Annotated in this window: 31 protein-coding genes and 1 riboswitch; of the genes, 11 read left to right on the plus strand and 20 right to left on the minus strand. The window is 68.4% G+C overall.

The features are described 5' to 3' along the window. Positions 1-81 precede the first annotated feature (81 nt). Positions 82-474, minus strand: a complete 393-nt coding sequence (locus G6N23_RS14705; protein WP_085262406.1) for a (deoxy)nucleoside triphosphate pyrophosphohydrolase — start codon at positions 472-474, stop codon at positions 82-84. 34 nt (positions 475-508) lie between these two features. On the opposite strand from G6N23_RS14705, the gene G6N23_RS14710 reads away from it, so the two are divergent. Beyond that, a complete protein-coding gene (locus G6N23_RS14710) occupies positions 509-793 on the plus strand; it encodes a 4a-hydroxytetrahydrobiopterin dehydratase (RefSeq protein WP_085262407.1) in 285 nt (94 codons plus the stop codon). On the opposite strand, the gene G6N23_RS14715 is transcribed toward G6N23_RS14710, so the two are convergent. Beyond that, positions 771-2,114, minus strand: coding sequence for a mannosyltransferase (locus tag G6N23_RS14715; RefSeq protein WP_085262408.1), 1,344 nt, complete (start codon positions 2,112-2,114; stop codon positions 771-773). The two genes, G6N23_RS14710 and G6N23_RS14715, sit on opposite strands and share 23 nt — an antisense overlap. Positions 2,115-2,200: 86 nt before the next feature. Between G6N23_RS14715 and G6N23_RS14720 the strand changes: the two genes are divergently transcribed. Then, entirely contained in the window at positions 2,201-3,220 is a 1,020-nt protein-coding gene (locus G6N23_RS14720; protein WP_085262409.1) for an Rv1157c family protein, read from the plus strand. 4 nt (positions 3,221-3,224) lie between these two features. On the opposite strand, the gene G6N23_RS14725 is transcribed toward G6N23_RS14720, so the two are convergent. Next, complete coding sequence (locus G6N23_RS14725; RefSeq protein WP_085262410.1) at positions 3,225-3,371, minus strand: DUF1059 domain-containing protein; 147 nt, start codon at positions 3,369-3,371, stop codon at positions 3,225-3,227. Continuing rightward, entirely contained in the window at positions 3,368-3,967 is a 600-nt protein-coding gene (locus G6N23_RS14730; RefSeq protein WP_085262411.1) for an HhH-GPD-type base excision DNA repair protein, read from the minus strand. The genes G6N23_RS14725 and G6N23_RS14730 overlap by 4 nt, the downstream gene beginning before the upstream one ends. A gap of 133 nt (positions 3,968-4,100) precedes the next feature. On the opposite strand from G6N23_RS14730, the gene G6N23_RS14735 reads away from it, so the two are divergent. Continuing rightward, positions 4,101-4,397, plus strand: coding sequence for a DUF732 domain-containing protein (locus G6N23_RS14735; RefSeq protein WP_085262412.1), 297 nt, complete (start codon positions 4,101-4,103; stop codon positions 4,395-4,397). Here G6N23_RS14735 and G6N23_RS14740 read toward each other — a convergent pair whose 3' ends face one another. Together G6N23_RS14740 and G6N23_RS14745 are read right to left on the minus strand one after the other, a co-directional pair. Further along, complete coding sequence (locus G6N23_RS14740; protein ID WP_095173765.1) at positions 4,398-4,571, minus strand: DUF5302 domain-containing protein; 174 nt, start codon at positions 4,569-4,571, stop codon at positions 4,398-4,400. A 70-nt stretch (positions 4,572-4,641) separates the two neighbouring features. Beyond that, positions 4,642-5,085: a PPOX class F420-dependent oxidoreductase gene (locus G6N23_RS14745; protein ID WP_085262413.1), complete on the minus strand. Its 444-nt coding sequence runs from the start codon at positions 5,083-5,085 to the stop codon at positions 4,642-4,644. Positions 5,086-5,137: 52 nt separating this feature from the next. Here G6N23_RS14745 and G6N23_RS14750 point away from each other — a divergent pair, with 52 nt between their 5' ends. Both G6N23_RS14750 and G6N23_RS14755 read left to right on the plus strand, forming a co-directional pair. Further along, positions 5,138-5,659, plus strand: coding sequence for a DUF1697 domain-containing protein (locus G6N23_RS14750; protein ID WP_085262629.1), 522 nt, complete (start codon positions 5,138-5,140; stop codon positions 5,657-5,659). Positions 5,660-5,683: 24 nt separating this feature from the next. Next, positions 5,684-6,505: a class I SAM-dependent methyltransferase gene (locus tag G6N23_RS14755; protein ID WP_085262414.1), complete on the plus strand. Its 822-nt coding sequence runs from the start codon at positions 5,684-5,686 to the stop codon at positions 6,503-6,505. Positions 6,506-6,536: 31 nt separating this feature from the next. Here G6N23_RS14755 and G6N23_RS14760 read toward each other — a convergent pair whose 3' ends face one another. Continuing rightward, on the minus strand, positions 6,537-6,920 hold the full coding sequence (locus G6N23_RS14760) for an Rv1152 family transcriptional regulator (protein WP_085262415.1): 384 nt from the start codon (positions 6,918-6,920) through the stop codon (positions 6,537-6,539). A 28-nt stretch (positions 6,921-6,948) separates the two neighbouring features. Here G6N23_RS14760 and G6N23_RS14765 point away from each other — a divergent pair, with 28 nt between their 5' ends. Next, positions 6,949-7,662 carry an NAD-dependent deacylase gene (locus G6N23_RS14765; protein ID WP_085262416.1) on the plus strand — a complete coding sequence of 238 codons (714 nt, stop codon included), beginning with the start codon at positions 6,949-6,951 and terminating at the stop codon, positions 7,660-7,662. A gap of 6 nt (positions 7,663-7,668) precedes the next feature. On the opposite strand, the gene G6N23_RS14770 is transcribed toward G6N23_RS14765, so the two are convergent. Beyond that, positions 7,669-8,307, minus strand: coding sequence for a methyltransferase domain-containing protein (locus G6N23_RS14770; protein ID WP_085262417.1), 639 nt, complete (start codon positions 8,305-8,307; stop codon positions 7,669-7,671). Between the two features lie 202 nt (positions 8,308-8,509). Here G6N23_RS14770 and G6N23_RS22430 point away from each other — a divergent pair, with 202 nt between their 5' ends. Next, positions 8,510-8,635, plus strand: coding sequence for a hypothetical protein (locus tag G6N23_RS22430; RefSeq protein ID WP_095173763.1), 126 nt, complete (start codon positions 8,510-8,512; stop codon positions 8,633-8,635). 302 nt (positions 8,636-8,937) lie between these two features. On the opposite strand, the gene G6N23_RS14775 is transcribed toward G6N23_RS22430, so the two are convergent. Genes G6N23_RS14775 through G6N23_RS14785 form a run of 3 tightly spaced genes read right to left on the minus strand, consistent with a single transcriptional unit; the run spans position 8,938 to position 11,856 of the window. Then, entirely contained in the window at positions 8,938-9,936 is a 999-nt protein-coding gene (locus tag G6N23_RS14775) for an NAD(P)H-dependent flavin oxidoreductase (RefSeq protein ID WP_085262418.1), read from the minus strand. A gap of 40 nt (positions 9,937-9,976) precedes the next feature. Then, positions 9,977-10,729: a 3-hydroxyacyl-CoA dehydrogenase gene (locus G6N23_RS14780; protein ID WP_085262419.1), complete on the minus strand. Its 753-nt coding sequence runs from the start codon at positions 10,727-10,729 to the stop codon at positions 9,977-9,979. Positions 10,730-10,770: 41 nt separating this feature from the next. Beyond that, on the minus strand, positions 10,771-11,856 hold the full coding sequence (locus G6N23_RS14785; protein ID WP_085262420.1) for a CaiB/BaiF CoA transferase family protein: 1,086 nt from the start codon (positions 11,854-11,856) through the stop codon (positions 10,771-10,773). 50 nt (positions 11,857-11,906) lie between these two features. On the opposite strand from G6N23_RS14785, the gene G6N23_RS14790 reads away from it, so the two are divergent. Then, positions 11,907-12,716: an enoyl-CoA hydratase gene (locus G6N23_RS14790; protein ID WP_085262421.1), complete on the plus strand. Its 810-nt coding sequence runs from the start codon at positions 11,907-11,909 to the stop codon at positions 12,714-12,716. Positions 12,717-12,720: 4 nt separating this feature from the next. Here G6N23_RS14790 and G6N23_RS14795 read toward each other — a convergent pair whose 3' ends face one another. The 5 genes from G6N23_RS14795 to G6N23_RS14815 all read right to left on the minus strand — a co-directional run bounded on the left by G6N23_RS14795 (position 12,721) and on the right by G6N23_RS14815 (position 16,204). Next, positions 12,721-13,440, minus strand: a complete 720-nt coding sequence (locus G6N23_RS14795) for a CPBP family intramembrane glutamic endopeptidase (RefSeq protein WP_085262422.1) — start codon at positions 13,438-13,440, stop codon at positions 12,721-12,723. Between the two features lie 45 nt (positions 13,441-13,485). Further along, positions 13,486-14,004 (minus strand): gamma carbonic anhydrase family protein, encoded by a 519-nt coding sequence (locus G6N23_RS14800; RefSeq protein ID WP_085262630.1) that lies wholly within the window; start codon positions 14,002-14,004, stop codon positions 13,486-13,488. A 5-nt stretch (positions 14,005-14,009) separates the two neighbouring features. After that, complete coding sequence (locus G6N23_RS14805; protein WP_085262423.1) at positions 14,010-14,798, minus strand: crotonase/enoyl-CoA hydratase family protein; 789 nt, start codon at positions 14,796-14,798, stop codon at positions 14,010-14,012. Further along, the gene (locus G6N23_RS14810; RefSeq protein WP_085262424.1) at positions 14,795-15,940 is read right to left on the minus strand and encodes a thiolase family protein; all 1,146 of its coding nucleotides are present in this window, start codon (positions 15,938-15,940) and stop codon (positions 14,795-14,797) included. Before G6N23_RS14810 ends, G6N23_RS14805 begins: the two co-directional genes overlap by 4 nt. A gap of 93 nt (positions 15,941-16,033) precedes the next feature. Beyond that, positions 16,034-16,204 carry a hypothetical protein gene (locus tag G6N23_RS14815; RefSeq protein WP_179961136.1) on the minus strand — a complete coding sequence of 57 codons (171 nt, stop codon included), beginning with the start codon at positions 16,202-16,204 and terminating at the stop codon, positions 16,034-16,036. A 94-nt stretch (positions 16,205-16,298) separates the two neighbouring features. Between G6N23_RS14815 and G6N23_RS14820 the strand changes: the two genes are divergently transcribed. Next, entirely contained in the window at positions 16,299-16,961 is a 663-nt protein-coding gene (locus G6N23_RS14820; protein WP_085262425.1) for an SDR family oxidoreductase, read from the plus strand. A 63-nt stretch (positions 16,962-17,024) separates the two neighbouring features. Further along, positions 17,025-17,225, plus strand: a riboswitch (cobalamin riboswitch). Positions 17,226-17,342: 117 nt separating this feature from the next. Further along, positions 17,343-19,628 (plus strand): 5-methyltetrahydropteroyltriglutamate--homocysteine S-methyltransferase, encoded by a 2,286-nt coding sequence (gene metE, locus G6N23_RS14825; RefSeq protein ID WP_275991904.1) that lies wholly within the window; start codon positions 17,343-17,345, stop codon positions 19,626-19,628. 73 nt (positions 19,629-19,701) lie between these two features. Here the strand turns inward: metE and G6N23_RS14830 are convergent, their stop codons facing one another. From G6N23_RS14830 to G6N23_RS14840, 3 genes are read right to left on the minus strand one after another with little or no spacing between them, the layout of a single operon-like run. Continuing rightward, positions 19,702-20,184 carry a hypothetical protein gene (locus G6N23_RS14830; protein WP_085262426.1) on the minus strand — a complete coding sequence of 161 codons (483 nt, stop codon included), beginning with the start codon at positions 20,182-20,184 and terminating at the stop codon, positions 19,702-19,704. A 1-nt stretch (position 20,185) separates the two neighbouring features. Continuing rightward, entirely contained in the window at positions 20,186-20,536 is a 351-nt protein-coding gene (locus G6N23_RS14835; RefSeq protein WP_085262427.1) for a VOC family protein, read from the minus strand. A 21-nt stretch (positions 20,537-20,557) separates the two neighbouring features. After that, entirely contained in the window at positions 20,558-21,364 is an 807-nt protein-coding gene (locus G6N23_RS14840) for a MerR family transcriptional regulator (RefSeq protein WP_085262428.1), read from the minus strand. Between the two features lie 64 nt (positions 21,365-21,428). Between G6N23_RS14840 and G6N23_RS14845 the strand changes: the two genes are divergently transcribed. Further along, a complete protein-coding gene (locus tag G6N23_RS14845; RefSeq protein ID WP_085262429.1) occupies positions 21,429-22,307 on the plus strand; it encodes a crotonase/enoyl-CoA hydratase family protein in 879 nt (292 codons plus the stop codon). Here the strand turns inward: G6N23_RS14845 and G6N23_RS14850 are convergent. Next, positions 22,294-24,036, minus strand: coding sequence for a DUF3556 domain-containing protein (locus tag G6N23_RS14850; RefSeq protein ID WP_085262430.1), 1,743 nt, complete (start codon positions 24,034-24,036; stop codon positions 22,294-22,296). The two genes, G6N23_RS14845 and G6N23_RS14850, sit on opposite strands and share 14 nt — an antisense overlap. Positions 24,037-24,080: the final 44 nt, after the last annotated feature.

Genomic DNA, 24,080 nt, shown 5'->3' on the forward strand with positions numbered 1-24,080 from the left:
CATCTCAGCCAAAATCCCAGCGTAGCGAGATATATCGCTGAGCGACTCAATCCGTCAGCAGAATTTACAGAGCTGTTTCACCTACAGTGCCCGAGCCAGCTCAGAGAGCCAAGCTCGATCGGCAGGTACCCAGTCAACGTCAGGTAAGTCCACAGCGGTCACCCAGCGAAGTGCCTGGTGATCGTCGGGGCGGGGCTCGCCGCGCGCCAGGCTGACCCGGTAGGCGCGCAAAGTCATACCGGAGTCCAGCACGACGTCGGCGCCGAGGCGCTCGCCCACCGTGATGGCCTCGGCGTCGAGGCCCAGCTCCTCGGCGAGCTCACGGGCCAGGGCAGCCGGTTCGCTCTCGCCGGGCATGACCTTGCCGCCGGGCAGTTCCCAGCGACCGGCCAGCTCCGGCGGACGGCGTCGCTGGGCGATCAGCACCGCCGGGCCGACGATCACGGCTCCGGCGACCACGATCTGGGTGGGCATGGCGTGTGAGGCTATACCGTCCTACCGTCGGGGTATGGCTTTGTTGACCGACGACCAGGTGGACTCCGCGCTGAGCGGCCTCGACGGCTGGGAGCAGGCCGACGGTGCGCTGCGCCGATCGATCAAGTTCGGCTCGTTTCTGGCCGGCATCGACGCGGTACGGCGGGTCGCCGAGCGCGCCGAGGCGGCAGATCACCACCCCGATATCGACATTCGCTGGCGCACGGTGACGTTCGCGCTGGTGACGCACTCCGAGGGCGGCATCACCGACAAGGACGTGGCGATGGCCGGCGAGATCAACCGGATTCTGGCGAGCTGACCCGCGTGGTCGCCATCCAGGCCAGGGTGGCCAGCGCCCCGACGATGTAGACCAGGCCGGCCCACGCCAGGTACCACGGCCGGCCGTCCTGCCAGATGGTCGGCTGGGCGAAACTCAGCAGCCACGGCACCCCGATGAGGGTCAGCGCCAGCCAGCCCCAGCCCAGCACCCTCGCGCCCCGGCGATCCGCGTACGGGCCGTGCAGCAGCCAGATCATCAGCGGCACCAGCCACACCCAGTGGTGGGTCCAGGAGATCGGCGAGGCCAGTAGCCCGAACAGCTCCACCACCAGCAGCAGGCCGAGCGGGTCGGACCGGGCGGGGTTGCTGCTCAGCGCGCGCCAGGCCAGCAGGGCCAGCACCACGGTGATCGCGACCGCGATCAGCACCGGCGGACCGTAGCCCGCGTCATGCCCGAGAATGCGCGAGATCCCGCCCCGCCAGGACTGATTGAACGACGTACCGATCGGACCCACCCGGTGGGCATCGCCGAGCAGCTCGGTGAAGTAGCGGCGGGCCTGGTCCCCGGTGGCCCACACCGATACCGCGACGGTGCCGGCGAAGACCACCGCCGAGAACGCTGCGGCGGCCCAGCGTCGCGCGCCGGCCAGGTAGACCCCGGCGATCGCCGGGGTCAGCTTCACCCCGGCGGCCACGCCGACCAGCAGACCCGAGACCCACCAGCGGCTGCTGTAGACCGCGTAGAGCACCGCCAGCACCAGAAGCACGTTGATCTGGCCGTAGTCGAACGTGCTGCGCAACGGCTCGGTCCAGATCCCGACCGCCGTCCACAGCATCGCCACCCGGCGGTTCAGCGAGGCTCGACGAAGGAGATGCGAAGCTGGGACCGCCGCATCAATCCGGCGGCCGGCGGTGACCGATACCCCCAGCAGTCGCTGGCTGAGCCGGACCACGCCGTACAGCGCGGCCATGGTGCCGATCTGCCAGACGAAGGCGACCAGGCCGAACGGCAGCAGATGCAGCGGGTAGAACACCACCGCGGCGAACGGCGGATAGGTGAACGGCAGCGGGAAGTCGGGCGTCTGGTCGGCGTAGACGTAGTCATACAGCCCGCCGGGCCCGCCCAGTGCGGCGGCACCACTGATGTAGACGTGCAGGTCGACGAAGTTGGCGCCGCGCGGGGTCAGATAGGTCCAGGCGAGACGCGCCACGATGCTGACCGCCAGCAGCAGCGGGGCCGAGGCGGTCAGTCGGTTCGCCCAGGTACGCGCGGCCGGAGAGTCGAGGGTGGTGTCTACCGGCACGACTTTAGCGAACGGCCGGCGGATCACCGTCGCGGTTCGGGTCCGTAACGGTTCCATAAATCACACACGTGTCACTTGAGCCTCACCAGTAACAGGCTAGCTTCGGATTTCGTAGACGTCACCGCCGAGGAATTGGGGAACTCATGTCGCGACTCCGGACGCTGTTCAGCACGACAAGTGCAACGGCCGCCACCGCGACCGTCGCGGTCGGATCCTCGGCTGCACTGATCTTCGGCGGAGTAGCCGCCGCCGACCCGGCCGTCCCGGCCGTCCCGTTGCCCACCGCAGGATTTCCCGGGCTGCCCGCGATCGAGCAGTTGAGCCCGGTGATCCAGCAGGCGGCCGCCGACCCGGCCGGGGCATCTTCGCTGCTGATGGCAGCGGCCGCCGCGTTCGCCGGTAACTCCTCGGCGCCGGCCGGGTCCCGGCAGGTGGCCGACTCGGTCGCGCAGTTCGTGCAATCGCCGCCCGATGCGCCCGTGGCGCTGTCCGGCCAGCACGTGCCGACGGCCGGATCGGCGCCGGGCCTGGTGGCCCACCTGCCGAGCGGCGTGGACCCCGCCAAGTCGGTGGGACCGGTTCCGCACGCCGCACCGAGTGCTCCGGAAGCCGTGCCGCCGGCCCCCGAGGCGGTTCCGGCAGCCCCTGAAGCCGCGGCTGCCGGCGCCGTCACGGCCCCGCCGGCCGACGCCGTACCCGCCGAGACCCCGGCACCCGGCGCGGGCCCGGCCGCCAACCCGGGATTCGGCCCGGACGCCCCGCCGACCCAGGACTTCATGTACCCGTCGATCGGGCAGAACTGCCTGGCCGACGGCGGCAACGTCATCGCCACCGCCCTGTCGGTGGCCGGCCCGGCCACCATTCCCACACCCGGTCCGCAGGCCGGCCAGACCGCCTACGTCTTCACCGCCGTCGGCACGCCCGGCCCGGCCGAGACCCAGAAGCTACCGCTGAACGTGACCTGGGTGAACCTGACCACCGGCAAGTCCGGCAGCGCCACCCTGCAGCCCCGCAGCGACATCAACGCCGACGGGCCGACGACGCTGACCGCGATCGTCGACACCGGCTCGGGCAGCATCATGTCGACGATCTTCGGTCAGGTCAGCACCAAGGACCACCAGTGCAACTTCCTGCCCACCATCGGCTCGACAGTGGTGCCCTGAGGCGTCAGTAGGCCATGAACAGGATGGCGTCCCGGTCGTAACTCATACCGGGGTGCGCATCCGCGAGATGCTTCTGGGCCAACTCGACCAGGTCGTCCTCGTCCTTACCGACGATGGCCTCGCCACACGGACAGTTCAGATGGGTCTTCACGTCGCCGCCTTTCCCTTGCTCTCCCGGGCCTGTTTCGCCGCCTGTTTCTGCGCCTTCTTGGTGGACCGTACCTGGTGCAGCGACGCGGTATCGACGACGTCTGCGATCGACAGGTGCGTGCCGGCTCCCCCGTATGCCCCGGCAGCCTCCCGCCAGCCCGCCGGGGTCACGCCGTACTGCTTGCCCAGCAGCGCCAGAAAGATCCGCGCCTTCTGCTCACCGAAGCCGGGCAGCGCCTTGAGCCGCTTGTACACCTCGGCCCCGTCGGGGTCCCCGGCCGTCCACAGCGCGGTCGTGTCACCGCCGTACTGATCGACCACGGCCCGGGCCAGAGCCTGGACACGGCCCGCCATCGAACCCGGAAACCGATGCACCGCAGGCTTTTCCGCAAACATGGCGGCGAACTCTTCCGGGTCGCGAGCGGCGATCTCGTGCGGGTCGAGCCCGCCCATCCGGTCGGCGATCTTCTTCGGCCCGGCGAACGCGACCTCCATCGGAACCTGCTGGTCGAGCAGCATCCCGACCAGCAACGCAAACGGGTCGGCGCTCAGCAGCGCATCCGCAGGCGGGTCTCCTACCAGCTGCAGCTTCGGCACGCCGCCAGTCTAGAACCACCCGAACCGACTGCGCTGGGTCCACCCCGGCCGACCGAATCGTTCCGTTGGTCTGTGTCGGTGGAGTGTGCAACCGTGTAATCGACAACGGGCGTACGCATCTCCAGGAGACAGCATGAAACGGGTAGCGGCAGCACTTATCGCAGCGACGGTCACCGCTGTCGCCTTCGCGGCCACGGCCGGTGCGATACCCGATCAGGGCACTCCCGAATTCGACACCTACATGCAGGGCCTGGAACGCAATGGCTTCAATTTGAATCCTGACACCGCGTGGCGGGTCGCGCATCAGGCGTGCGAAGGCGGCCTACCCGGATTGATCGGGTGGGAACTGGTCACTCAGGGCGTCGTCGGCCCCGGCGCAGACCAGCGGTTGATGGACGTGGCCCGCAAGTATGCCTGTCCGGTCCAGTAACTACCCGCTCTTGCGGCGGAACTCCCGGCGGCTCTCCAGCGGGCCGTGCGATCGCGCCTGGTTGGTGCCGGCGTCCTTATGCGCGGAGCCACCCGCCGACTTCGCCTTCTTGCGCTCCAGGGCCTCCCGGAACTTGCGCTTGTTGTCGTCTGCGGCGGAATCTGATTCGGGCATGCCCGGAGCCTAGCGGCGATCGCGAGGCCGGCGCAGCCGGTCACGGCGGATCGGCACCATCGGAGAAGCTTCAGCGCATGCCCGGCGGCATGCCGTACAGATGGGTGATCGGCAGCGTCAGCAGCACGCGGCGATCGGTGACCATCGCCTGGCGGTACTCGTCCCAGTCCGGGTGCTCCCCGGCGATGTTGCGATACAACGCCACCAGCGCCTCGACGGTGTCGTCGTCGGGGGCGGCGGCCGGCGGCGTCAGCTGGGCATCTCCTTCGGCGACGGCATAGGACCAGCCGTCGTCGGAGTCGACCAGCAGCGAGGCCCGTGGATCGCGACGCAGGTTGCGGGTCTTGGCCCGCGGCTCGGTGACAGACACCTGCACCGCGACGGCACGCGGGTCGAAGTGATACTGCACGTTCGACAGTTGTGGCCGCCCGTCGCGTTTGACGGTAGCCAGCACGCCAAGCGAGTTCCCGCTGATCAAGGCCAGCAATTTGTCGTCGAACACCTGGCGTCCCATGTCGGAAGCCTACCGATTGAAGCCGGTGTGCGCCCTCGTTACCATCACGCAGATGACCCGGTACGCGGCGTTCCTGCGGGGCGTCAACGTCGGCGGCGTCAACCTCAAGATGGCCGACGTCGCTGCCGCGCTGACCGATGCCGGACTGTCCGAGATCCGCACCGTTCTCGCGAGCGGCAACATCCTGCTCGAATCACGGAAGGATGCGGCGGCGGTACGCACCATCGCCGAAGCCGCCCTGCAGGAGCGCTTCGACTATCCCGCGCGGGTGCTGGTCTACCCCGTCGACGTGGTCCGCACGCTGGTCGCGGATTACCCCTTCGAACCGGAGCTTCCCGGCTCGCACTCCTATGTCACCTTCGTCGCCGACCCTGCGGTGCTCGCCGAGTTGGCCACGCTCGTCAGCTCGGCCGGCACCGGCGAGAAGATCGCGCCCGGCGACGGGGTGATCTACTGGCAGATCCCCAAGGGCAACACCCTGGACAGCACGGTGGGCAAAACCATGGGCAACAAGCGATACGCGGCTTCGACCACGACCCGCAACCTGCGCACGTTGAGCAAGATGCTGCGCTGATTCACCACCGGTAAAGTCGCGCAGGTGAGCCAGGCCCAGAAAGTCACCCTGACCGGCGTTTCCGAAACCGCGTTGCTGACGTTGAACGCGCGGGCGACCGAGGCCCGTCGTCCCGACCGGATCCTCAACGATCCGATGGCGGTCCGGCTGGCGGATTCGATCGACTTCGACTTCGCGAAGTTCGGCTCGACCCGCCAGGACATCGCCGTGCGCGCGCTGGGCATCGACACCGAGGCGCTCCGCTTCCTTCGGCAGCGACCGACAGGCACGGTGGTCGCCCTGGCCGAGGGTTTGCAGACCAGCTTCTGGCGACTCAGCGAGGCGATTACGGATCCGCAATTCCGTTGGCTCACCGTGGATCTGCCCGCGATCATCGAGATCCGCGAGCGGCTGCTCCCGGCGGCACCGCGGGTTTCGGTCTGCGCCCAGTCCGCGCTGGACTACAGCTGGATGGACCGGGTCGATTCATCTGACGGGGTGTTCATCAGCGCCGAGGGCCTGCTGATGTACCTGCAGCCCGAGCAGTCTCTGGGCCTCATCGCCGAGTGCGCCCGCCGTTTTCCGGGCGGCCGGATGATCTTCGACCTCCCGCCGTCGTGGATCGGCTGGCTGATCCGCCACGGCGTGCCGACATCGCTGCGCTACCGGGCGCCGGCCATGCCGTTCACGCTGTCCGCCGCCGAGACCACCAAGCTGGTGGACACCGTGCCGGGCGTCCGGGCAGTCCACGACCTGCAGCTGCCGCGGGGCCGCGGGTGGCTGTTCAACGCCGTGTTGCCGGCCATCTACGGGCTGCGGGCCCTCGCCGACGCACGCCCGTCGCTGACCCTGCTGGAATTCGGCTAGATCCCGTCAAGCACACGCTGATCGAGTCCCATTAGGAACCACTCGTTCCGCCGTTGTCGAAGGCCGCGTCGAGGTACCGCTGCGCGTCGGCCTTGCCCAGTCCGACGGCGCGGGCCGCCGCGACGAAGGCCCCCGCCGCCGCTGTCATCGCGGCATCGGCCGGGTCGCTGCTCGCCACAAAAGTGCCGAACCGGCCGCGGGTTTCGACGATCCCGGCGGCCTCCAGCTCCCGGTAGGCCCGAGCCACCGTGTTGACCGCCAGGCCCAGCTGACCAGCCAGCTCGCGCACCGTCGGCAGCCTGGTTCCCGCCGGCAGGGTTCCGTCCCGGACCGCCTCGATCATCCGAAGCCTGACCTGCTCGAACAACGGCCCGCCCGGCTGCCCATCGAGCCTCAGCAGCTCCGTGAAGTCCATCGGCCCAGTATCCCGCTATGTTGGTGGCGTGCGGGTGGCGGTGTTCAGCGGCGCGGGGATCTCAGCGGAGAGCGGGGTGCCCACGTTCCGTGATGACGCGAACGGCCTGTGGGCGCGCTACGACCCCTATGAGGTGTCCAGCATCGACGGCTGGAAGCGGCACCCGGAACTGATCTGGGGCTGGTACCTGTGGCGCCACCACCTGGCCAGCCAGGTCGGGCCGAACGCGGGACATCGCGCGGTCGCGTACTGGGAGCAGCAGGCCGACGTCCAGGTCATCACCCAGAACGTCGACAATCTGCACGAGCGCGGCGGCAGTTCCACGGTTCACCATCTGCACGGCAGCATGTTCAAATTCCGTTGCGCGGATTGCGATCACCCCTACACCGAGAAACTGCCTGAGATGTCGGAGCCGCAGCTGGAAGTGGCCCCGCCGGTGTGCGGCTGCGGCGGATTGATACGCCCCGACATCGTCTGGTTCGGCGAAAACCTGCCCGAAGGGGCGTGGAACGCCGCGGTCGAGGCCATCGATGCCGCCGACGTGTTGGTCGTGGTGGGCACCTCCGGGGTGGTCTACCCGGCGGCCAGCCTGCCCGAGATGGCGCTGGAGCAGTGCAAGACCGTCATCGAGGTCAACCCCGAACCGACCCCGCTGTCGGCCCGGGCCACGGTGAGCGTGCGCGACACCGCGTCGGCGGCATTACCGGGGCTGCTGCAGCGGCTGCCCACCCTGTTGGGTTAGCGCGGCTCAGGCCGGGCGACTGGCGCGACCCAGCGCGAACTCCGACACCGGTACCGGTACCCACGCCGGAAACTGGTGCCCCCGCCGCGCCGTGCCGACGATGAATCCGGCGTCGGTGATCATCTGTTCGGTGTCGCGGTGGGTATGACAATTCCCGAACAACTTCGGCCAGAACGTGGCGTCGGCCAGTCGCTGCAGCCCCCCACGCGCCCCAGCGCTGGCGACGTGCTCGAAGTAGCGCAGCTCCCCGCCGGGCTTGAGCAATGCGAACAGTTGGCGCAGCACGTCCCGGGGCTGGTCCACCGAGCACAACACCAGCGAGCAGACGATCGCGTCGAAGGGTTCGGCGGCGTCCAACGCCTCGACGGTGCTCGCCACGACCGTCACCGGCACCGGCGCTGCCGCCGCGGCTTCCCCGGCGGCCTCCCGCAGCCGCGATTCCGGCTCGGGGGCGACGACCTCGGTGACGGTGCCGGGGTAGAACCCGAAGTTGCTTCCGGTGCCGGCGCCGACCTCCAACACCCGTCCGGACAGACCTTCCAGGTTCTCTCGTCGCCGGTCCCGCAGCCAGTCGGTCTCGCGGCTCGACATGAACGTCCAGATCCGGGCGAACAGCGGGTTATCCAGGGTCGCAGGTGTGGCCATGAGGCCACCCTAGCGGCGACCGCAAGCGCGGCGGCGCCGGGCGTCACCACCGATCTGACGTCCCGCCCAGGTGACCGCGAGTCAGCCAATCGGGCCGGTCTCAGCCGAAAAGACCGGCAAAAGCTACCCGCCGGTAGGATTGCCACCATTTCCCGAAACGTGACTCAAAGATCCCTTAATAGTTACCCATACGCTCAGTGTCATGTGGATCGACGACTCAAGTGCTGACGTCCTCAAGGTCGACTTCGAGGCCCTGTACCACGGCGATGTCCTGGTCGAGGGAGACACTTCGGAGCAACTTGACGACTGGCATCCGCTGGCCAGTTGATTTGATCGGCGTCGCGGCAGCGGCGCCGTTCGGTATCGCGCCGTTGCGCGACGGCGGCCGCCCACATCCGGGCAGTCCGCAATCCGTGAGTCATCCCATTTCTCTTGCATTCAGGTTGAGCCGCTCGGCACCCTCGGGGCGGTTCCCGTCGCATCACAGGCCAGCAAACCCGCCGGGACTCGCCGACGCACTCCGCTTCACGTGACAGCGCCGAACGTGCAACCACTGCGAAAAAACCACCGGTATTTCGCAACGGCTGCACGTTCGGCGTAGTAGCCCGTCGTGCCGGCTCTAGACCACTGTCAGGCGACGTTCTCCTCGTCGTCGACCTCGAGCATGTCGGCCAGTCGCCCCGAGATCAGCTCCTCGGCCTCGGCCACGATCCGCGACACCAGCTCGCCGACGGTCGGGATGTCGTTGATCAGCCCCATCGCGGTGCCCACCGACCAGATCCCGGCTTCGACGTCGCCGTCCTCGAAGACCTTGCGGCCCCGAACCCCGGCCACCAGCTCCTGCACATCGGGGAACTGTCCGCCCTTGTCCAGAATCTCGACGACTTCGCGCGAGACGGTGTTGGACGCCACCCGGGCGGTGTTGCGCAGCGGCCGGAAGATCAGCTCGGTGCCGCGCTCGTCGCCGGCGACGATGGCTTCCTTGACGTTCTGGTGGATGCAGGATTCGACGGTGCACATGAACCGGGAGCCCATGTTGATGCCGTCGGCGCCCAGCGCCAACGCGGCGACCAGGCCGCGGGCGTCGGCGAAACCGCCGGAGGCGATCATCGGGATCTCGATCTGGTCCGCCGCGGCCGGGATCAGCACCAGGCCCGGGATGTCGTCCTCGCCGGGATGTCCGGCGCATTCGAACCCGTCGATGCTGATGCCGTCGACCCCGAGACTCTGGGCCTTGACCGCGTGCCGTACCGAGGTGCACTTGTGCAGCACCTTGATCCCGTTGTCGTGAAACATCGGCAGGTGCGGCGCCGGGTTGGACCCGGCGGTCTCGACGATCTTGATGCCGGCGTCGACGATCACCTGTCGGTACTCGTCATACGGTGGCGGGTTGATCGCCGGCAGGATGGTCAGGTTCACCCCGAACGGCTTGTCGGTCAGATCCCGGGTCTTGGCGATCTCGTTGGCCAGGTCCGCCGGGGTGGGCTGGGTGAGCGCGGTAAGGAACCCGAGGGCTCCCGAGTTCGCCACCGCTGCAACAAGTTCCGCGCGGCCCACCCACTGCATACCGCCTTGGGCGATGGGATGCTCGACCCCGAAGACTTCGGTGAATTTCGTTCTCAGTGACATAGGGACTCCTAGCTCTGTCGGATGTTCTTCGCGCAGGGGCTCATCGCGGGGCCATTCGGATCGCGCCGTCGAGGCGGATCACCTCGCCGTTGAGCATCGGGTTGCTGATGATGTGCTCGGCCAGCGCCCCGTACTCGTCGGGGTCGCCGAGCCGGGCCGGGTGCGGCACCTGTGCACCCAGAGACTTCTGCGCCTCCTCGGGCAGCGAGCCCAGCAGCGGGGTCTTGAACAGGCCCGGCGCGATGGTGCAGACCCGGATCAGCTCCCGGGACAGGTCCCGCGCGATCGGCAGGGTCATGCCGACCACGCCGCCCTTGGATGCCGAGTAGGCGGCCTGGCCGATCTGGCCGTCGAACGCGGCCACCGACGCGGTGTTGATGATGACGCCGCGCTCCTCACCGACGGGCTCGGTCTTGGCGATCCGCTCGGCGGCCAACCGCAGCACATTGAAGGTGCCGATCAGGTTGACCTGCACCACCTTGGTGAACTCCTCCAGCGGGAAGGCGCCGTTCTTGCTCAGCGTCTTGATCGCGTTGCCGATACCGGCGCAGTTGACGTTGATCCGCACCGGTCCCAGAGACTCGGCGACATCCAGCGCCGCGGTGACCGCCTCGGGGTCGGTGACGTTGGCCTCGGCGAACCGGGCCCGGTCCCCCAGCTCCGCCACGACGTCGGCGCCCCGCAGGTCGATCACGACGACCTGCGCTCCTGCGTCGAGCAGGCGTTTCGTCGTCGCCAAGCCCAGCCCTGAGGCACCGCCGGTGACGACTGCCACCGCATCTTTGATCTGCACCGTGTCATCCCTTCATCGACCAACCACCTAGTTGGTCGGGACTATACCCAGTCCCCCAGGATGGCCTCGTTGTCGGCCCCCAGTACCGACGGCGGCGTCGGAACGTCGGGCACACTGCGGGAGAACCGCGGCGCCGGCATGGGCTGCAGATAGCCGTTGGCGTCGTAGAAGGTGTCCCGCTCGGCGATGTGCGGCTCGGACAGCACCTCGCCGAACGCCAGGACCGGCGCCACACAGGCATCGGAGTCGGCGAACACCTTGGCCCAGTGGTCACGGTCGTGCGCGGCGAACGCCTTGGTGAACACCTCCCGCAGCTCCGGCCAGCGCGCGGTGTCGTTCTGCGCCGGCAACTCGGCCGGGTCCAGACCGAGCTTGGCCAGCAGTTCGGCGAAAAACTGCGGCTCGATCGATCCCACCGAGACGTAGCGCCCATCGGCGCATTCGTAGGTGTCGTAGTAGGGGGCACCGGTGTCGAGCATGTTGACGCCCCGCTCATCGCTCCACATGCCCTGAGCCCGGAAGCTCCACATCATCGCCCCCAGCATGCTCGAGCCGTCGACCATGGCCGCGTCGATCACCTGCCCCTTGCCGGAGGTCTGCCGCTCCCACAGGGCGGACAAGATGCCGACCAGCAGAAACATCGATCCACCACCGAAGTCGCCGACCAGGTTCAACGGCGGCACCGGACGCTCCCCGTTGCGGCCGATCGAGTGCAGGGTGCCGTTGAGCGAGATGTAGTTGATGTCGTGGCCGGCCTGCAGAGCGCGCGGACCGGTCTGCCCCCAGCCGGTCATCCGGCCGTAGATGAGCTTGTCGTTGACCTTGGCGCAGTCCTCCGGGCCCAGGCCGAGCCGCTCGGTGACGCCGGGGCGGAAGCCCTCGATCAGCACGTCGGCCTTGGCGACCAGTTTGAGCACCAGGTCGCGGCCCTCCGGCGACTTCAGGTCGGCGGTCACCGACCGCCGGTTGCGCAGCATGGTGTCCTTCGGCACGCCGCCACCGAATTTCGGCGGACGGTCCACCCGGACCACCTCGGCGCCCAGGTCACCGAGGATCATCGCCGCGTGCGGCCCCGGTCCGATCCCGGCCAGTTCGATGACCCGCAGCCCCGCCAGTGGTCCCGCCATGTCTGCCTCCTCGTCGTCTGCATGTGATGTGCATCCTAAGGTGGACACTCATGACCGCAATCAACTCCGGTATCGACACCCTGGCCCCGGTCGACGGCTTGTCCGTGACTTTGGCCGACGGGGTGCTCTCGGTGATCATCGACCGCCCCGACAGCCTCAACTCGCTGACCACCGGCGTGCTAGCCGGTATCGCCGACGCCATGGAGGGCGCCGCTCGCGATCCGCGGGTGCGGGCGGTGCGGCTCGGCGGGGCCGGCCGCGGGTTCAGTTCGGGCGCGGGCATCAGCGAAGACGACGCCTCCGACGAGATGCCGACCGAGATCATCGTCGAGGCCAACCGCGCGATCCGCGCGATCGTGACCCTGCCGCGCCCGGTGGTGGCGGTGGTGCAGGGTCCGGCCGCCGGCGTCGGGGTGTCGCTGGCCTTGGCCTGCGACCTGGTACTGGCCAGCGACAAGGCGTTTTTCCTGTTGGCGTTCACCAAGATTGGGCTGATGCCCGACGGCGGCGCCTCGGCTCTGGTCGCCGCGGCGATCGGCCGGATCCGGGCGATGCGGCTGGCGCTGCTGGCCGAACGCCTGCCGGCTGCGGACGCCCTGGAGTGGGGGTTGGTCAGCGCGGTGTACCCGGCCGAGGACTTCGACGCCGAGGTGGACAAGACGCTGGCCGGGCTGCTGGCCGGTCCGGCGGCGGCCTTCGCCAAGACCAAGCACGCCATCAATGCCGCGACGCTGTCCGAGCTGGACGCGACGCTGGACCGCGAATACGTCGGCCAGTCGATTCTGTTGAACGCCCACGACTTTCGCGAGGGAACCCGGGCGTTCCAGGAGCGGCGCGCGCCGAAATTCACCGACTCCTGAGCGGCTACATCCCGAAGATCGGCGGCAGTGCGAGCACCATCATCAGCCCCCACACCAGATGGGTCAGCACCGGCGCCAGCACCCCACCGGTGGCGCGCCGCTCGATCGCGCAGACGGTGCCGAGCACCAGCGCGGCGACACCGATCATCAGGTTGCCGGCGGTCATCATCGCCGCAATGTAGAGCAGCGTCGAGGCCACCAGCGGGTAGCGGCGGCCGAACGCGCTGAACAGCGCACCGCGGAAGAACATCTCCTCGGCGATCGCGTTGACGAGGGCGATCAGGACCACCAGTCGCCAGGACACGTGCGTGGTGTAGTCCAGGATCGCGGTCACCTGGCCGGCCAACGGCGGAATCTTCTGCACCGCCAGGCCGCCCAGCAGGAACACCCCGCCGAGCACCAGGCCGACACCGGTGCCGGTGAACACCGGCCGCTCGTTGCGACCGCGGAAGCGCACCGCGCCCAGATGCAACGGACCGGCCACCAGCGCCCCCACCGACCAGACCGCGGCCAGGGCCAGCGACAGCCAGTAGAAGGCCGCATCGCCCGGGTTCTTGGTGTGCATCCACGCCAGGACGGCAGCACCGAGCAGCACCACCACGGCGACCACGACACGACGACGCTGCACGACGGCCCGCGGCTCGTGGTACGGCGCGGAGACCTTGGAGAAGATGTCGGTGAACTCGCGCAGCAGGCCGGGGCGGACCGAACTGGTCTGGGTCATGTCCTAGAACGTAGCGGCCCAGCGGCGGTCGGTGGCCTGATTGCGTCAGTTCGCCCGGTGGACTTCGATCAGCCGGCGGTAGGCCACGGCGTTGTGCCGGTTGTTGCGGATTTCGGCCTCGCTCAGCTCGCGCCGCACCCGGCCCGGCACCCCCGATACCAGCGACCGGGGCGGCACCACCATGCCCTGCGGGATGACGGCACCGGCCGCGACGAGCGAGCCCTCCCCGATGACCGCGCCGTTGAGGACGATCGCCCCCATCCCGATCAACGAGTCGTCCTCAATGGTGCAGCCGTGCAGCACCGCGTTGTGCCCGACGCTGACCCGGGCGCCGACCCAGGCCGGAAACTCCTTGTCCACGTGGACAGTTACCCCGTCCTGGATGTTGGTGTCGACGCCGATCTCGATGGGCTCCACCTCGGCCCGCAGCGTGGCCGAATACCAGACACTGGCCCGGGCCGCCAGGTGGACCTGCCCGATCAGGCTGGCATTCGGTGCTACCCACGACTCCGGATGCAGCTGCGGGGTGCGACCGTGAATGGAAATGATGAGCGGCTCGGCCACGTGGCTCAACGCGCCTTCCACACCGGCGCGCGCTTCTCGGCGAACGCCCGCGGACCCTCCTTGGCATCCTCGGAGCGCAGCAGCGTGCTGAACTCTCGGGCGGTTCGGGCCCAATCGGCAACCTCGCCGGGAATGGCACCGTCCTCGACGCCGTAGGCGATCCGCTTGCTGGCCCGCACCGACAGCGGCGCGTTGCCGGTGATCTGTTCGGCGAGCTCCAGGGCGGCTTGCAGTGCCCCGCCGTCATCGACCACCCGGTTGACCAACCCCCAGCGGCCGGCGTCGGCGGCCGAGATCGGCTCCCCGGTGTAGACCACTTCCAGGGCGATCTTGCGGGGCAGTTGGTCGATGATGCGGAACACGCCGCCGGCACCGGCGATCAGGCCGCGTTTGACCTCGGGCAGCCCGAACTGGGCGCGCTGCTCGGCGACCACCAGGTCGCTGGCCAACGCCAGTTCCGTGCCGCCGCCCAGTGCGGTGCCGTTGACGGCCGCGATCGTCGGCTTGTCGATGAAGTGCTGCACGTAGCCGGCGAAACCCCACTCCGGGTGGTCGGGGTGATAGATGTTCTCCCGGTTGGCGATCGCCTTGAGGTCGGCTCCGGCACTGAACGACTTGTCGCCGGCGCCGGTGAGCACCACCGCGCGCACGGCGTCGTCGTCCTGGGCCTGCGCCAAAGCGTCGCCGATGCCGGTGCTGACCGCACCGTTGATCGCGTTGCGGGCCTCGGGCCGGTTGATCGTGATCACCAGCACGTTCCCGCGCCGCTCGACGAGAACGGCCGCGTCACTCACAGCAGCTCCAGGATGGTGGCGTTGGCCTGGCCGCCACCCTCACACATGGTCTGCAGCCCGTAGCGAATCCCGTTGGCCCGCATGTGGTACAGCATGGTGGTCATGATCCGGGCGCCGGATCCGCCGAGCGGGTGGCCGAGCGCGATCGCCCCGCCGTTGGGGTTGAGCTTCTTCGCATCCGCGCCGATGTCGGCCAGCCAGGCCATCGGCACCGGGGCGAAGGCCTCGTTGACCTCGAACACCCCGATGTCATCGACGCTCAGACCGCTGCGCTGCAGCGCCTTCTGGGTGGCCGGGATCGGCGCGGACAGCATCATCACCGGGTCGGCGCCGGCCAGCGTCGCGGTGTGCACCCGCGCCAGCGGGGTGAGGCCCAGTTCCTTCGCCTTGGCGGCCGACATGAACAGCAGCGCCGCCGAACCGTCGGAGATCTGGCTGGAGTTGCCGGCGTGGATCACGCCGTCCTCTTTGAACGCCGGCTTGAGTTGGGCCATCTTCTCGATGGTGGTGCCGCGGCGGATGCCCTCGTCGGCGCTGATCACGTTGCCCTCGGCGTCCTTGATCCCGACGATCTCGTCGGTGAACGCGCCGGAATCCTGGGCGGCGGCGGCCTTTTCATGCGATGCCAGGGCGAACTCGTCCAGCGCGGTGCGGTCCAGGCCCCACTTCTCGGCCATCATCTCCGCGCCGGTCCCCTGGTTGGGGGTCTGGGTGTAGCGGGCGCGGAACGCCTCGGGGTAGGGGTGTCCGCCGTTGGCCAGTGACGCGCCCATCGGGGTGCGCGACATCGACTCGACGCCCCCGGCGACCACGACGTCGTAGTGCCCGGCGACCACACCGGCGGCGGCGAAGTGCACCGACTGCTGGCTGGAGCCGCACTGGCGGTCAACCGTCACCCCGGGCACCGACTCGGGCCAGCCCGCGGTCAGCAGCGCGGTCCGGCCGATGTCCAGGGCCTGCTCACCGGCCTGCATGACACAGCCCCAGATCACGTCGTCGACCAGGGCCGGGTCCACCCCGGCGCGGCCGACCAGCCCGTTGAGTACCTGGGCGGACAGTTCGGCCGGGTGCACCCCGGACAGTCCGCCGTTGCGCTTGCCGATCGGCGAACGCACCGCTTCTACGATTACTGCTTCGGCCATGGCTGCTCTCCTTCATCAACGAGGGTCCCTTGATGACGATTGTCAACCAACCCACTGATGGCACCCGCGGGCGGGGTCTCCGGCGGCCCCTGGTCAGCCGACCGGATCGAACTCCAGGTGCAGATCCTGCAGGCCCCGCATGATGAACGTCGGCTCGACGTTGTAGCGGCGCGCCTCGCGCGGGCCGTGTCTGACGGCGCAGATCCTGATATCGGCCATCCGGTCGCTGGCTCGCGCCGAGGGCAGGATCTCGCTGAACCGCATCCTGGACGCCGGGCTGCTCGGGCTTGCTGGCGCAAGGGGACCCGCAGCCGGCGCCGATCACCCTCGGTGGCCGGCAGCGGGTAGCGTCGAATCCATGGCGCGCATAGTGATCGTCGGCGGTCACGGCCAGGTCGCCCTGCTGCTCAGTCCCCTTCTCGCCGAGCGCGGCGACCAGGTGACATCGATATTCCGCAACCCCGATCACAGCGAAGAGGTGGCGGTGACCGGGGCGATCCCGGTGGTTGCCGACATCGAGCAACTCGACACCGCCGCGCTGGCCGAACTGGTGGCCGGCCATGACGCGGTGGTGTTCTCCGCCGGCGCCGGTGGCGGCAACCCGGCGCGCACCTACGCGGTGGACCGCGATGCGGCGATCCGGGTGATCGATGCCGCGCGCCAGGCCGGGGTGCGCCGGTTCGTGATGGTTTCCTACTTCGGCGCCGGCCCCGGACACGGTGTGCCCGAAGGCGACCCGTTCTTTCCCTACGCCCAGGCCAAGGCTGCCGCCGACGCCTACCTGCGGGCCACCGACCTGGACTGGACGGTGCTGGGGCCGAGCCGGCTCACCGTGGAGCAGGCCACCGGCCGTATCGAGACGGGCGCTGCGGCGGAGAAGTCTGCCGGAAAGGGAACGGTGTCGCGGGGCAACGTCGCACAGGTGATCGCGGCCTGCCTCACCGACGACGCGACGATTCGCCGCACCATCGATTTCAACGACGGCCAGACGCTCATCCCGGAAGCACTTCACACCGCCTGACCAGGTAGTCTTGGTGCTGCAGCTGGTTTGCCAATACCGCCGCATGGTGGTGTGGGCGTCGAGCGTGACGCGGGTTTGGCTAGTTTTCCGCGGAGCGCGAGAGGGAACCCGGTGAGAATCCGGGACTGTCCCGCAGCGGTATGCAGGAACGACCGCCGTCAATGGCACTGGTCATGAGTGTGTGACTGGGAAGCGACGGCCATTAGGAGCACCTTCCGGTGCGTGCCTGCGAGTCCGAAGACCTGCCAGCTGTGCTGGGTGCGCCGCGCCCAGCGGATCATCGCCTCGCGGAATGGGCGTCTGGTTTTGAGGGTTGTAGTGCGTTGAACGCACGGGACCGGATCGACTGGGCGGCCGCCGGCGGTGACCCACCCTCGCCGATTGAAGGATCAAATCGTGACCGCTCAACCCTTTACCGCCACCGTTCTCGGTTCCCCACGGATCGGTCCGCGCCGCGAACTCAAGCGCGCCACCGAAAGTTACTGGGCCGGCCGGATCGACCAAGACCAGCTGCAGAATGTCGCGGCCGGCCTGCGCCGCGACACCTGGGCGCAGTTGGCCGACGCCGGTCTGGACTCGATACCGGTGAACACGTTCTCCTACTACGACCAGATGCTGGACACCGCAGTACTGCTCGGTGCGCTCCCAAAGCGGGTGGCCGGTGTCACCGACGAACTGGATCGCTACTTCGCCGCGGCCCGGGGCAACGCCGACATCGCCCCACTGGAGATGACGAAGTGGTTCGACACCAACTACCACTACATCGTTCCCGAGATCGGCCCGGACACCACGTTCACGCTGAACCCGGCCAAGGTGCTCTCCGAGCTGGCCGAGGCCAAGCAGCAGGGTGTCAACGCTCGCCCAGTGCTCATCGGCCCGATCACGTTCCTACTGTTGAGCAAGGCCGTCGACGGTGGACCGGCTCCGATCTTCCGGCTCGACGAGTTGACCGACATCTACGCCGAACTGCTGGGCACGCTGGCCGAGGCCGGTGCCGAGTGGGTCCAGATCGACGAACCGGTGCTGGTGACCGACATCGCCGCCGACGCGCCCGCGCTGGCCGAGCAGGTCTACACCCGCCTCGGCGGGCTGAGCAACCGGCCGTCGATCTTCGTGGCGACCTACTTCGGCGACCCGGGCGCGGCGCTGCCGGCCCTGGCCCGCACCCCGGTGGAGGCCATCGGCGTCGATCTGGTCTACGGCCCGAATACCAAGATCGCCTCAGTGCCGGAGCTGGCCTCCAAGACCCTGGTCGCCGGTGTCGTCGACGGGCGCAACATCTGGCGCACCGACCTGCAGGCCGCGCTGGCCAAGCTGGCGTCGTTGCTCGGAAGTGCGGCGGCTATCGCAGTATCCACCTCCTGCTCGACACTGCACGTGCCCTATTCGCTGGAGCCCGAGACCGGCCTGGACGACGCGTTGCGCAGCTGGTTGGCGTTCGGTGCAGAGAAGGTGGCCGAGGTGGCCACCCTGGCCCGCGCCCTGCGTGAGGGCCGCGAAGCGGTGGCCGATGAGATCGCCGCGTCCAACGCCGCGGTCGCCTCGCGCAAGTCCGACTCGCGGCTGAACAACGCCGACGTCCGCGGCCGGATCGCCACGATCGCCGCATCCGGTGCGCAGCGGGGCAGTGCCGAGGCCCGCCGGGCGGCCCAGGCGGAGCGGTTGCATCTGCCGCCGCTGCCGACCACCACCATCGGGTCGTTCCCGCAGACGGTCGACATCCGCAAGGCCCGGGCGGCGCTGGTCGCCGGCGAGATCGACGAGGCGGAGTACACCCGGCGGATGAAGGCCGAGATCGCCGACGTCATCACGCTGCAGGAGCAGCTCGGCCTCGATGTGTTGGTACACGGCGAGCCGGAGCGCAACGACATGGTGCAGTACTTCGCCGAGCAGCTGGAGGGTTTCTTCGCCACCGCCAACGGGTGGGTGCAGTCCTACGGCAGCCGGTGCGTGCGCCCGCCGGTGTTGTTCGGTGACGTCTTCCGTCCCTCCCCGATGACGGTCGACTGGGCCACCTACGCCCAGTCGTTGACCGACAAGCCGGTCAAGGGCATGCTCACCGGTCCGGTGACCATCCTGGCGTGGTCATTCGTCCGCGACGACCAGCCGCTGGCCGACACCGCCAACCAGGTGGCGCTGGCCATCCGCGACGAGACGGTGGACCTGGAGAAGGCCGGTATCGCGGTGATCCAGGTCGACGAGCCGGCGCTGCGCGAGCTGCTGCCACTGCGCAAGGCCGACCAAAAGGCCTACCTGGACTGGGCGGTCGGCGCGTTCCGGCTGTCGACCTCCGGGGTGAGCGACGCGACCCAGATCCACACCCACCTGTGCTACTCGGAGTTCGGCGAGGTGATCAATGCGATCGCCGATCTGGACGCCGATGTGACCTCCATCGAGGCGGCGCGCTCGCACATGGAGGTGCTCGACGACCTCAACGCGGTCGGGTTCTCCAACGGGGTGGGGCCGGGTGTCTACGACATCCACTCACCACGGGTGCCGAGCACCGACGAGATGGCCGCATCACTGCGTGAGGCGCTCGACGCCGTTCCGGCGCAACGCCTCTGGGTGAATCCGGACTGCGGCCTGAAGACCCGCAAGACCGACGAGGTGACCGCCTCGCTGGCCAACCTGGTCGCCGCCGCGAAGAAGGCCCGCGCCGGGGTGTAGTTCCTCGCCGCCAGCAGACGCAGAATCGCACGCAAACAGCCTTCGCGGTGCGATTCTGCGTCTGCTCGCCGGGCTAACGGACCCGCCGGGCCAGGTACTCCTGCTTGAGTTCCCAGTCCGCGCCGCCCCGGCTGCGTTCGTCGCGCCAGCGAAACGAGTCCGGGCCGATGTCTCGAAAGCTCCACCGGATGGCAGAGCCGTCGGGCAACGTGCCGTCCTGCACGATTCCGGCCGCATCGGCCCGGCCCAGTTGGTGCAGCCGAAGCCCCAATTGTGGTTCGATCCATTGGATGTGCCAGCCGTCGACGGCCGGATCGTAAACCCGCAGTGTCGTCCCGTGAAAGAGACCTTCAGCGTGCCAGACGTCCTGGACAGCCCGCCCCTCAAGCACCCAGTCGGCGACCATCCAGCCGGTGACGCTGCGGACACCGTCGTCGCCGTACCAGGTGATGTCGAGGTCCCACCGGCCGCCCACCAGCCATCCGTAGAGGGCTATCGCTTCGCCGTACTGTGCGGTGGGCCCGGCGGCGATCAAAGCTTGTGCCAGTGAACTCATTTCAGGCCGCCACGATGTCGAACTCGTTGCCCTCGGGGTCGGCCAACGTGCTCCACCGGTAGCCGGCGTCGGCGTGGTCGGCCAGCCGGGCAGCGCCGAGTTGCCGGGCGTGGTCGACCGCGGCGGCCAGATCCGGCGCGACGAGGTCGAGGTGCATTCGGTTCTTGACCCGCTTGTTCTCGGGTACCTGCACGAACGTCAGGTACGGCGGCGTCCCGCCGGCCATCCCGATCGAAGCGAATTCCGCAGTGGCGCCGTCGTCGAGCGGACGGGCCAGCAGTTGCGACCAGAACCGGGCCAGCTTGTCCGCGTCGGCGCAGTCGAATGTGATGGTGTGCAGCATGATCTCCATGGGTGAACTCCTTTGCCGTAGCTAGGTTTTGGTGCGGAAGATCGGCCAGCACACCTCGGTGCGGTGCGCTGCCTCGTCGTCGGTGTCGTAGCCGGACACCAGGTAGTACTCGCGGATGTGCCCGTCGACGCCCAGTTCGCGTTCGGCAACGTGGGTGCCCAGCGCGGCATAGGTGCGATCGAGCTCGCTGAATGCCCCGCGGTGCACCGCCACCGCCAGTTCGGCGGCGGGAATCTGCAGGGCCTGCACTCTGCGGCCGCTCGGCATGAGGTTCACCGGCCGGAAAGCGATCACCTCGCCCCGGCCCGCTTCGAAGAACTCCGCCGAGTACAACACACCGCGTACGCCCGGGGCGCCGTCGGCGATGGCGGCGTCAAGGTCGGCGAATGCCTGTGTCCACCACTGCTCGACATCGTCCATTGCGACCTCATCGACGATCGCCGCAGACGGTGTCGCCGGCACCGACCGGTAACTCACCTCGATCGCCCCGGAGGGCTCTTCGAGCAATGACCGCAACGACGCGACGCTGGACCGGGTCTGGCTCAGCCGGTCTTCCAGCCGTTGCAAATGAGCCACGATGGCCCGATTGCGGTCGGTGACATGCTCGGCGCCGACCACGTCGGTCAGCTCGTCCAGCGGCATCCCCAGATCCCGCAACCGGCGGATGACCTGGGCGATCGGCAGCTGCTCGGGGCTGTAGTAGCGGTATCCCGAGGACGGATCGACCCGCACCGGGGCCAGCAGGCCGCGTTCGTGATACAGCCGCAACGCCTTGACGGTCAGATAGGTCATCCGGGCGAAATCCCCGATCGGCAGCAACGTCGTCACACCGTCGAGTCTGGAGTCTCCCCCAGGGGCAGAGTCAACACATCGGTGCAACTAACCTCGACGGATGGACTTCACCACGATCCGCCACGAGGTCACCGACGGCATTCTCACCGTGTATCTGAACCGCCCGGACAACCTCAACGCGTTCACCGTGCAGATGGCCGACGAACTGGAACGCACCTTCGTCGAGGTCAACGACGACGACGCGATCCGCGCGGTGATCGTCACCGGTGAGGGCCGGGCGTTCTGCGCGGGAATGGACCTGTCGAGCTCGGGCAACGTGTTCGGCCTCGATGAGACCAAGTCCCCGACACTGGCCAACATGTCCGATCTCGACGACCCGGAACTGGCCCGGGTGCGCGACACCGGGGGGCAGGTGACCCTGGCGATCTACGGCTGCCGCAAGCCGGTGATCGCCGCGGTCAACGGCCCCGCGGTCGGGATCGGCGCCACCATGATGCTGGCGATGGACGCCCGGTTGTTCTCCACCAAGGCGCGGTTCGGTCTGGTGTTCGGCAAGCTGGGCATCACCCCGGAAGCGTGCTCGACCTGGTTCCTGCCCCGGATCGTCGGCATGCCAACGGCGTTGGACCTGCTGTACCGCGCCGACATCCTGGACGCCGAAGCGGCCAAGGCCTGCGGGCTGGCCCAAGCGGTCCACGAGCCGGACGCCCTGCTGGCCGAGGCGCGCGCACTGGCCGACGCCTGGACCAAGGGCCGATCACCGGTGTCGTTCGCGCTGATCCGGCAGATGCTCTACCGCAACTCCGCGCAGCCCGATCCGGTCGAGGCCCACCGGGTGGATTCGCTGGCCATGTTCTACACCAGCATCGGCGACGGAGCCGACGGGGTGCGCGCGTTCCTGGAGAAGCGCGACCCCAGGTTCACCTCCCGGGCATCGCAAATGCCGCCGTTCTACGCCGAGTGGGTCAATCCCGCCTGACCGAGTCGCCCGACTCGACGTAGACCGGCAGATCGTCCTCCCACGGCTGACGAGCCACCATGTCGGCCACCTTGACGTAGCCGCGCTCGAATTCCCCGGTGGCGGCGTCCACCAGCCGGTAGGCCTGCGTCTGCCGGTGGATCGGCTGGGCGTCGAGGATCACCACCCGCACCTCCCCCGGCTCGAAGCCGCAGCGCTGCTGTAGCGCCTCGATCAGCTGCTCGTTGGTCATGTGCCCGTCGCCGAAGTTCCAGCCGACCGCCGTCGAGCAGATCCGCTCACCGTCGGTGAGCGAGTAGTCGTCCTCGTCCTGTCCGGCCATCGCCCGGTGCGCCAGGGTGAACAACGCCCGGCCATGGGTGTTGAAGCCCCGGAACGCGTAACCCATGTAGATCGGGATCTGCGCGGCCTCGGGGCTGCCGTAGAAGCGCTCCAACTGGGCGGCCGGCATGCTGGCGATCGCGACGATCCCGCGGGCGATCTTCTCTTCGGCCGAGGCCTTCAGGCACCACTGCGTGGTGTCCCAGTTGCCGGCGTAGTAACGCATTCCCGGAAGGAAAGACACCTTGTGCGGGAAGAGGTTTCCCAGCACGACGACACCGGCGCTGACCCCGAACAGCAGCGCGACCGGCCACGGGTTGTTCACGTCGGTCAATCCGAGGTCGGCGTGCGCGACGAACAGCGACAGCACGCCGAAGATCATGAACACGTTCCACTCCAGCGGCACCCCCATCGGAATCGCCGCCAGGATGCCCAGGTGGAAGCAGACCATGACGAAGGCCGCGATCGCGGTCGGCCAGCCCCCGTGGGAGAAGAACAGCACCAGCGGTACGCACATCTCGATCGCCGTGCTCAGATGCGCCAACGCCAGCGACGGCCAGCCGGGGCGCAGGTCCTCGGGGAAGCCACGGAAGAAGCGGCGTTTGAGCCAACGCGGCCGGATCAGCGGGTTGTTGCTCATCATCGTCGAGATCACGAACGGGAAGTGCCGGTTGAGTTTCGAGGTCGCGGCACCCATCCAGATCACCATGAAGATCGTCTTGGCCGCGATGATCATGTCGACGCCGCCGAACAGGAACGCCGCCGCCAACGGGGCGTACACCTCGCCGCGGGCGGCCAGGAAGATCACCTTGTCCCGCAGCCCGACCGCGGCCAGGATCCCCAGAATCGCCAGGATCTGCCAGTGCGGCAGCACACCGACCTCGGTGCTCAACTCCGGGATGGCCCCGGTGCCGTCGGAGAACAACGCGACGAGCAGCATCACCAGCAGTGCCGCGTACAGCGCGGCATCGAGCGGTGTCCGGTTGCTGCCGGCGGTCAGCGGAATGCGCCGCGGCCACGGCGGCAGCCGGATGGTGTTCGGGCGCAGCCAATACAGGATCGAGCCCATAGGCGGGAAGAACCGGTTGTTCAGCGGCCCGAAGCCGCAGCCCAGCCCGATCACCTCGAACAGCATGGTGTAAAGCACGACCTTCTCGAAGACGATCGGCTCGCTCCACCAGTGCGCCACCCGGGTGAAGCCATCGACACCGGCGGTGCTCAGCACGACCAGCCAGGCGCCCAGAATGTAAAGGGCGATCTTGAACACGTAGAACAGGTGCAACACCACCGGCGTGCCGAAACCCACCTCGGCCCAGTGCCGGGCCATCGGACGGATCTTCTCGCTGCGGCTGCCCTTGCTCCATTCGGCGAAGTCGACGACGGGCAGTTCGGGTTTGAGAAATCCCATGCCCGCCAGACTAGAACGTGTTCTAGGTTTCCGTCGGAAAACCG

The organism is Mycolicibacter terrae (genome assembly GCF_010727125.1).
In the GTDB taxonomy this organism is placed as follows: domain Bacteria; phylum Actinomycetota; class Actinomycetes; order Mycobacteriales; family Mycobacteriaceae; genus Mycobacterium; species Mycobacterium terrae.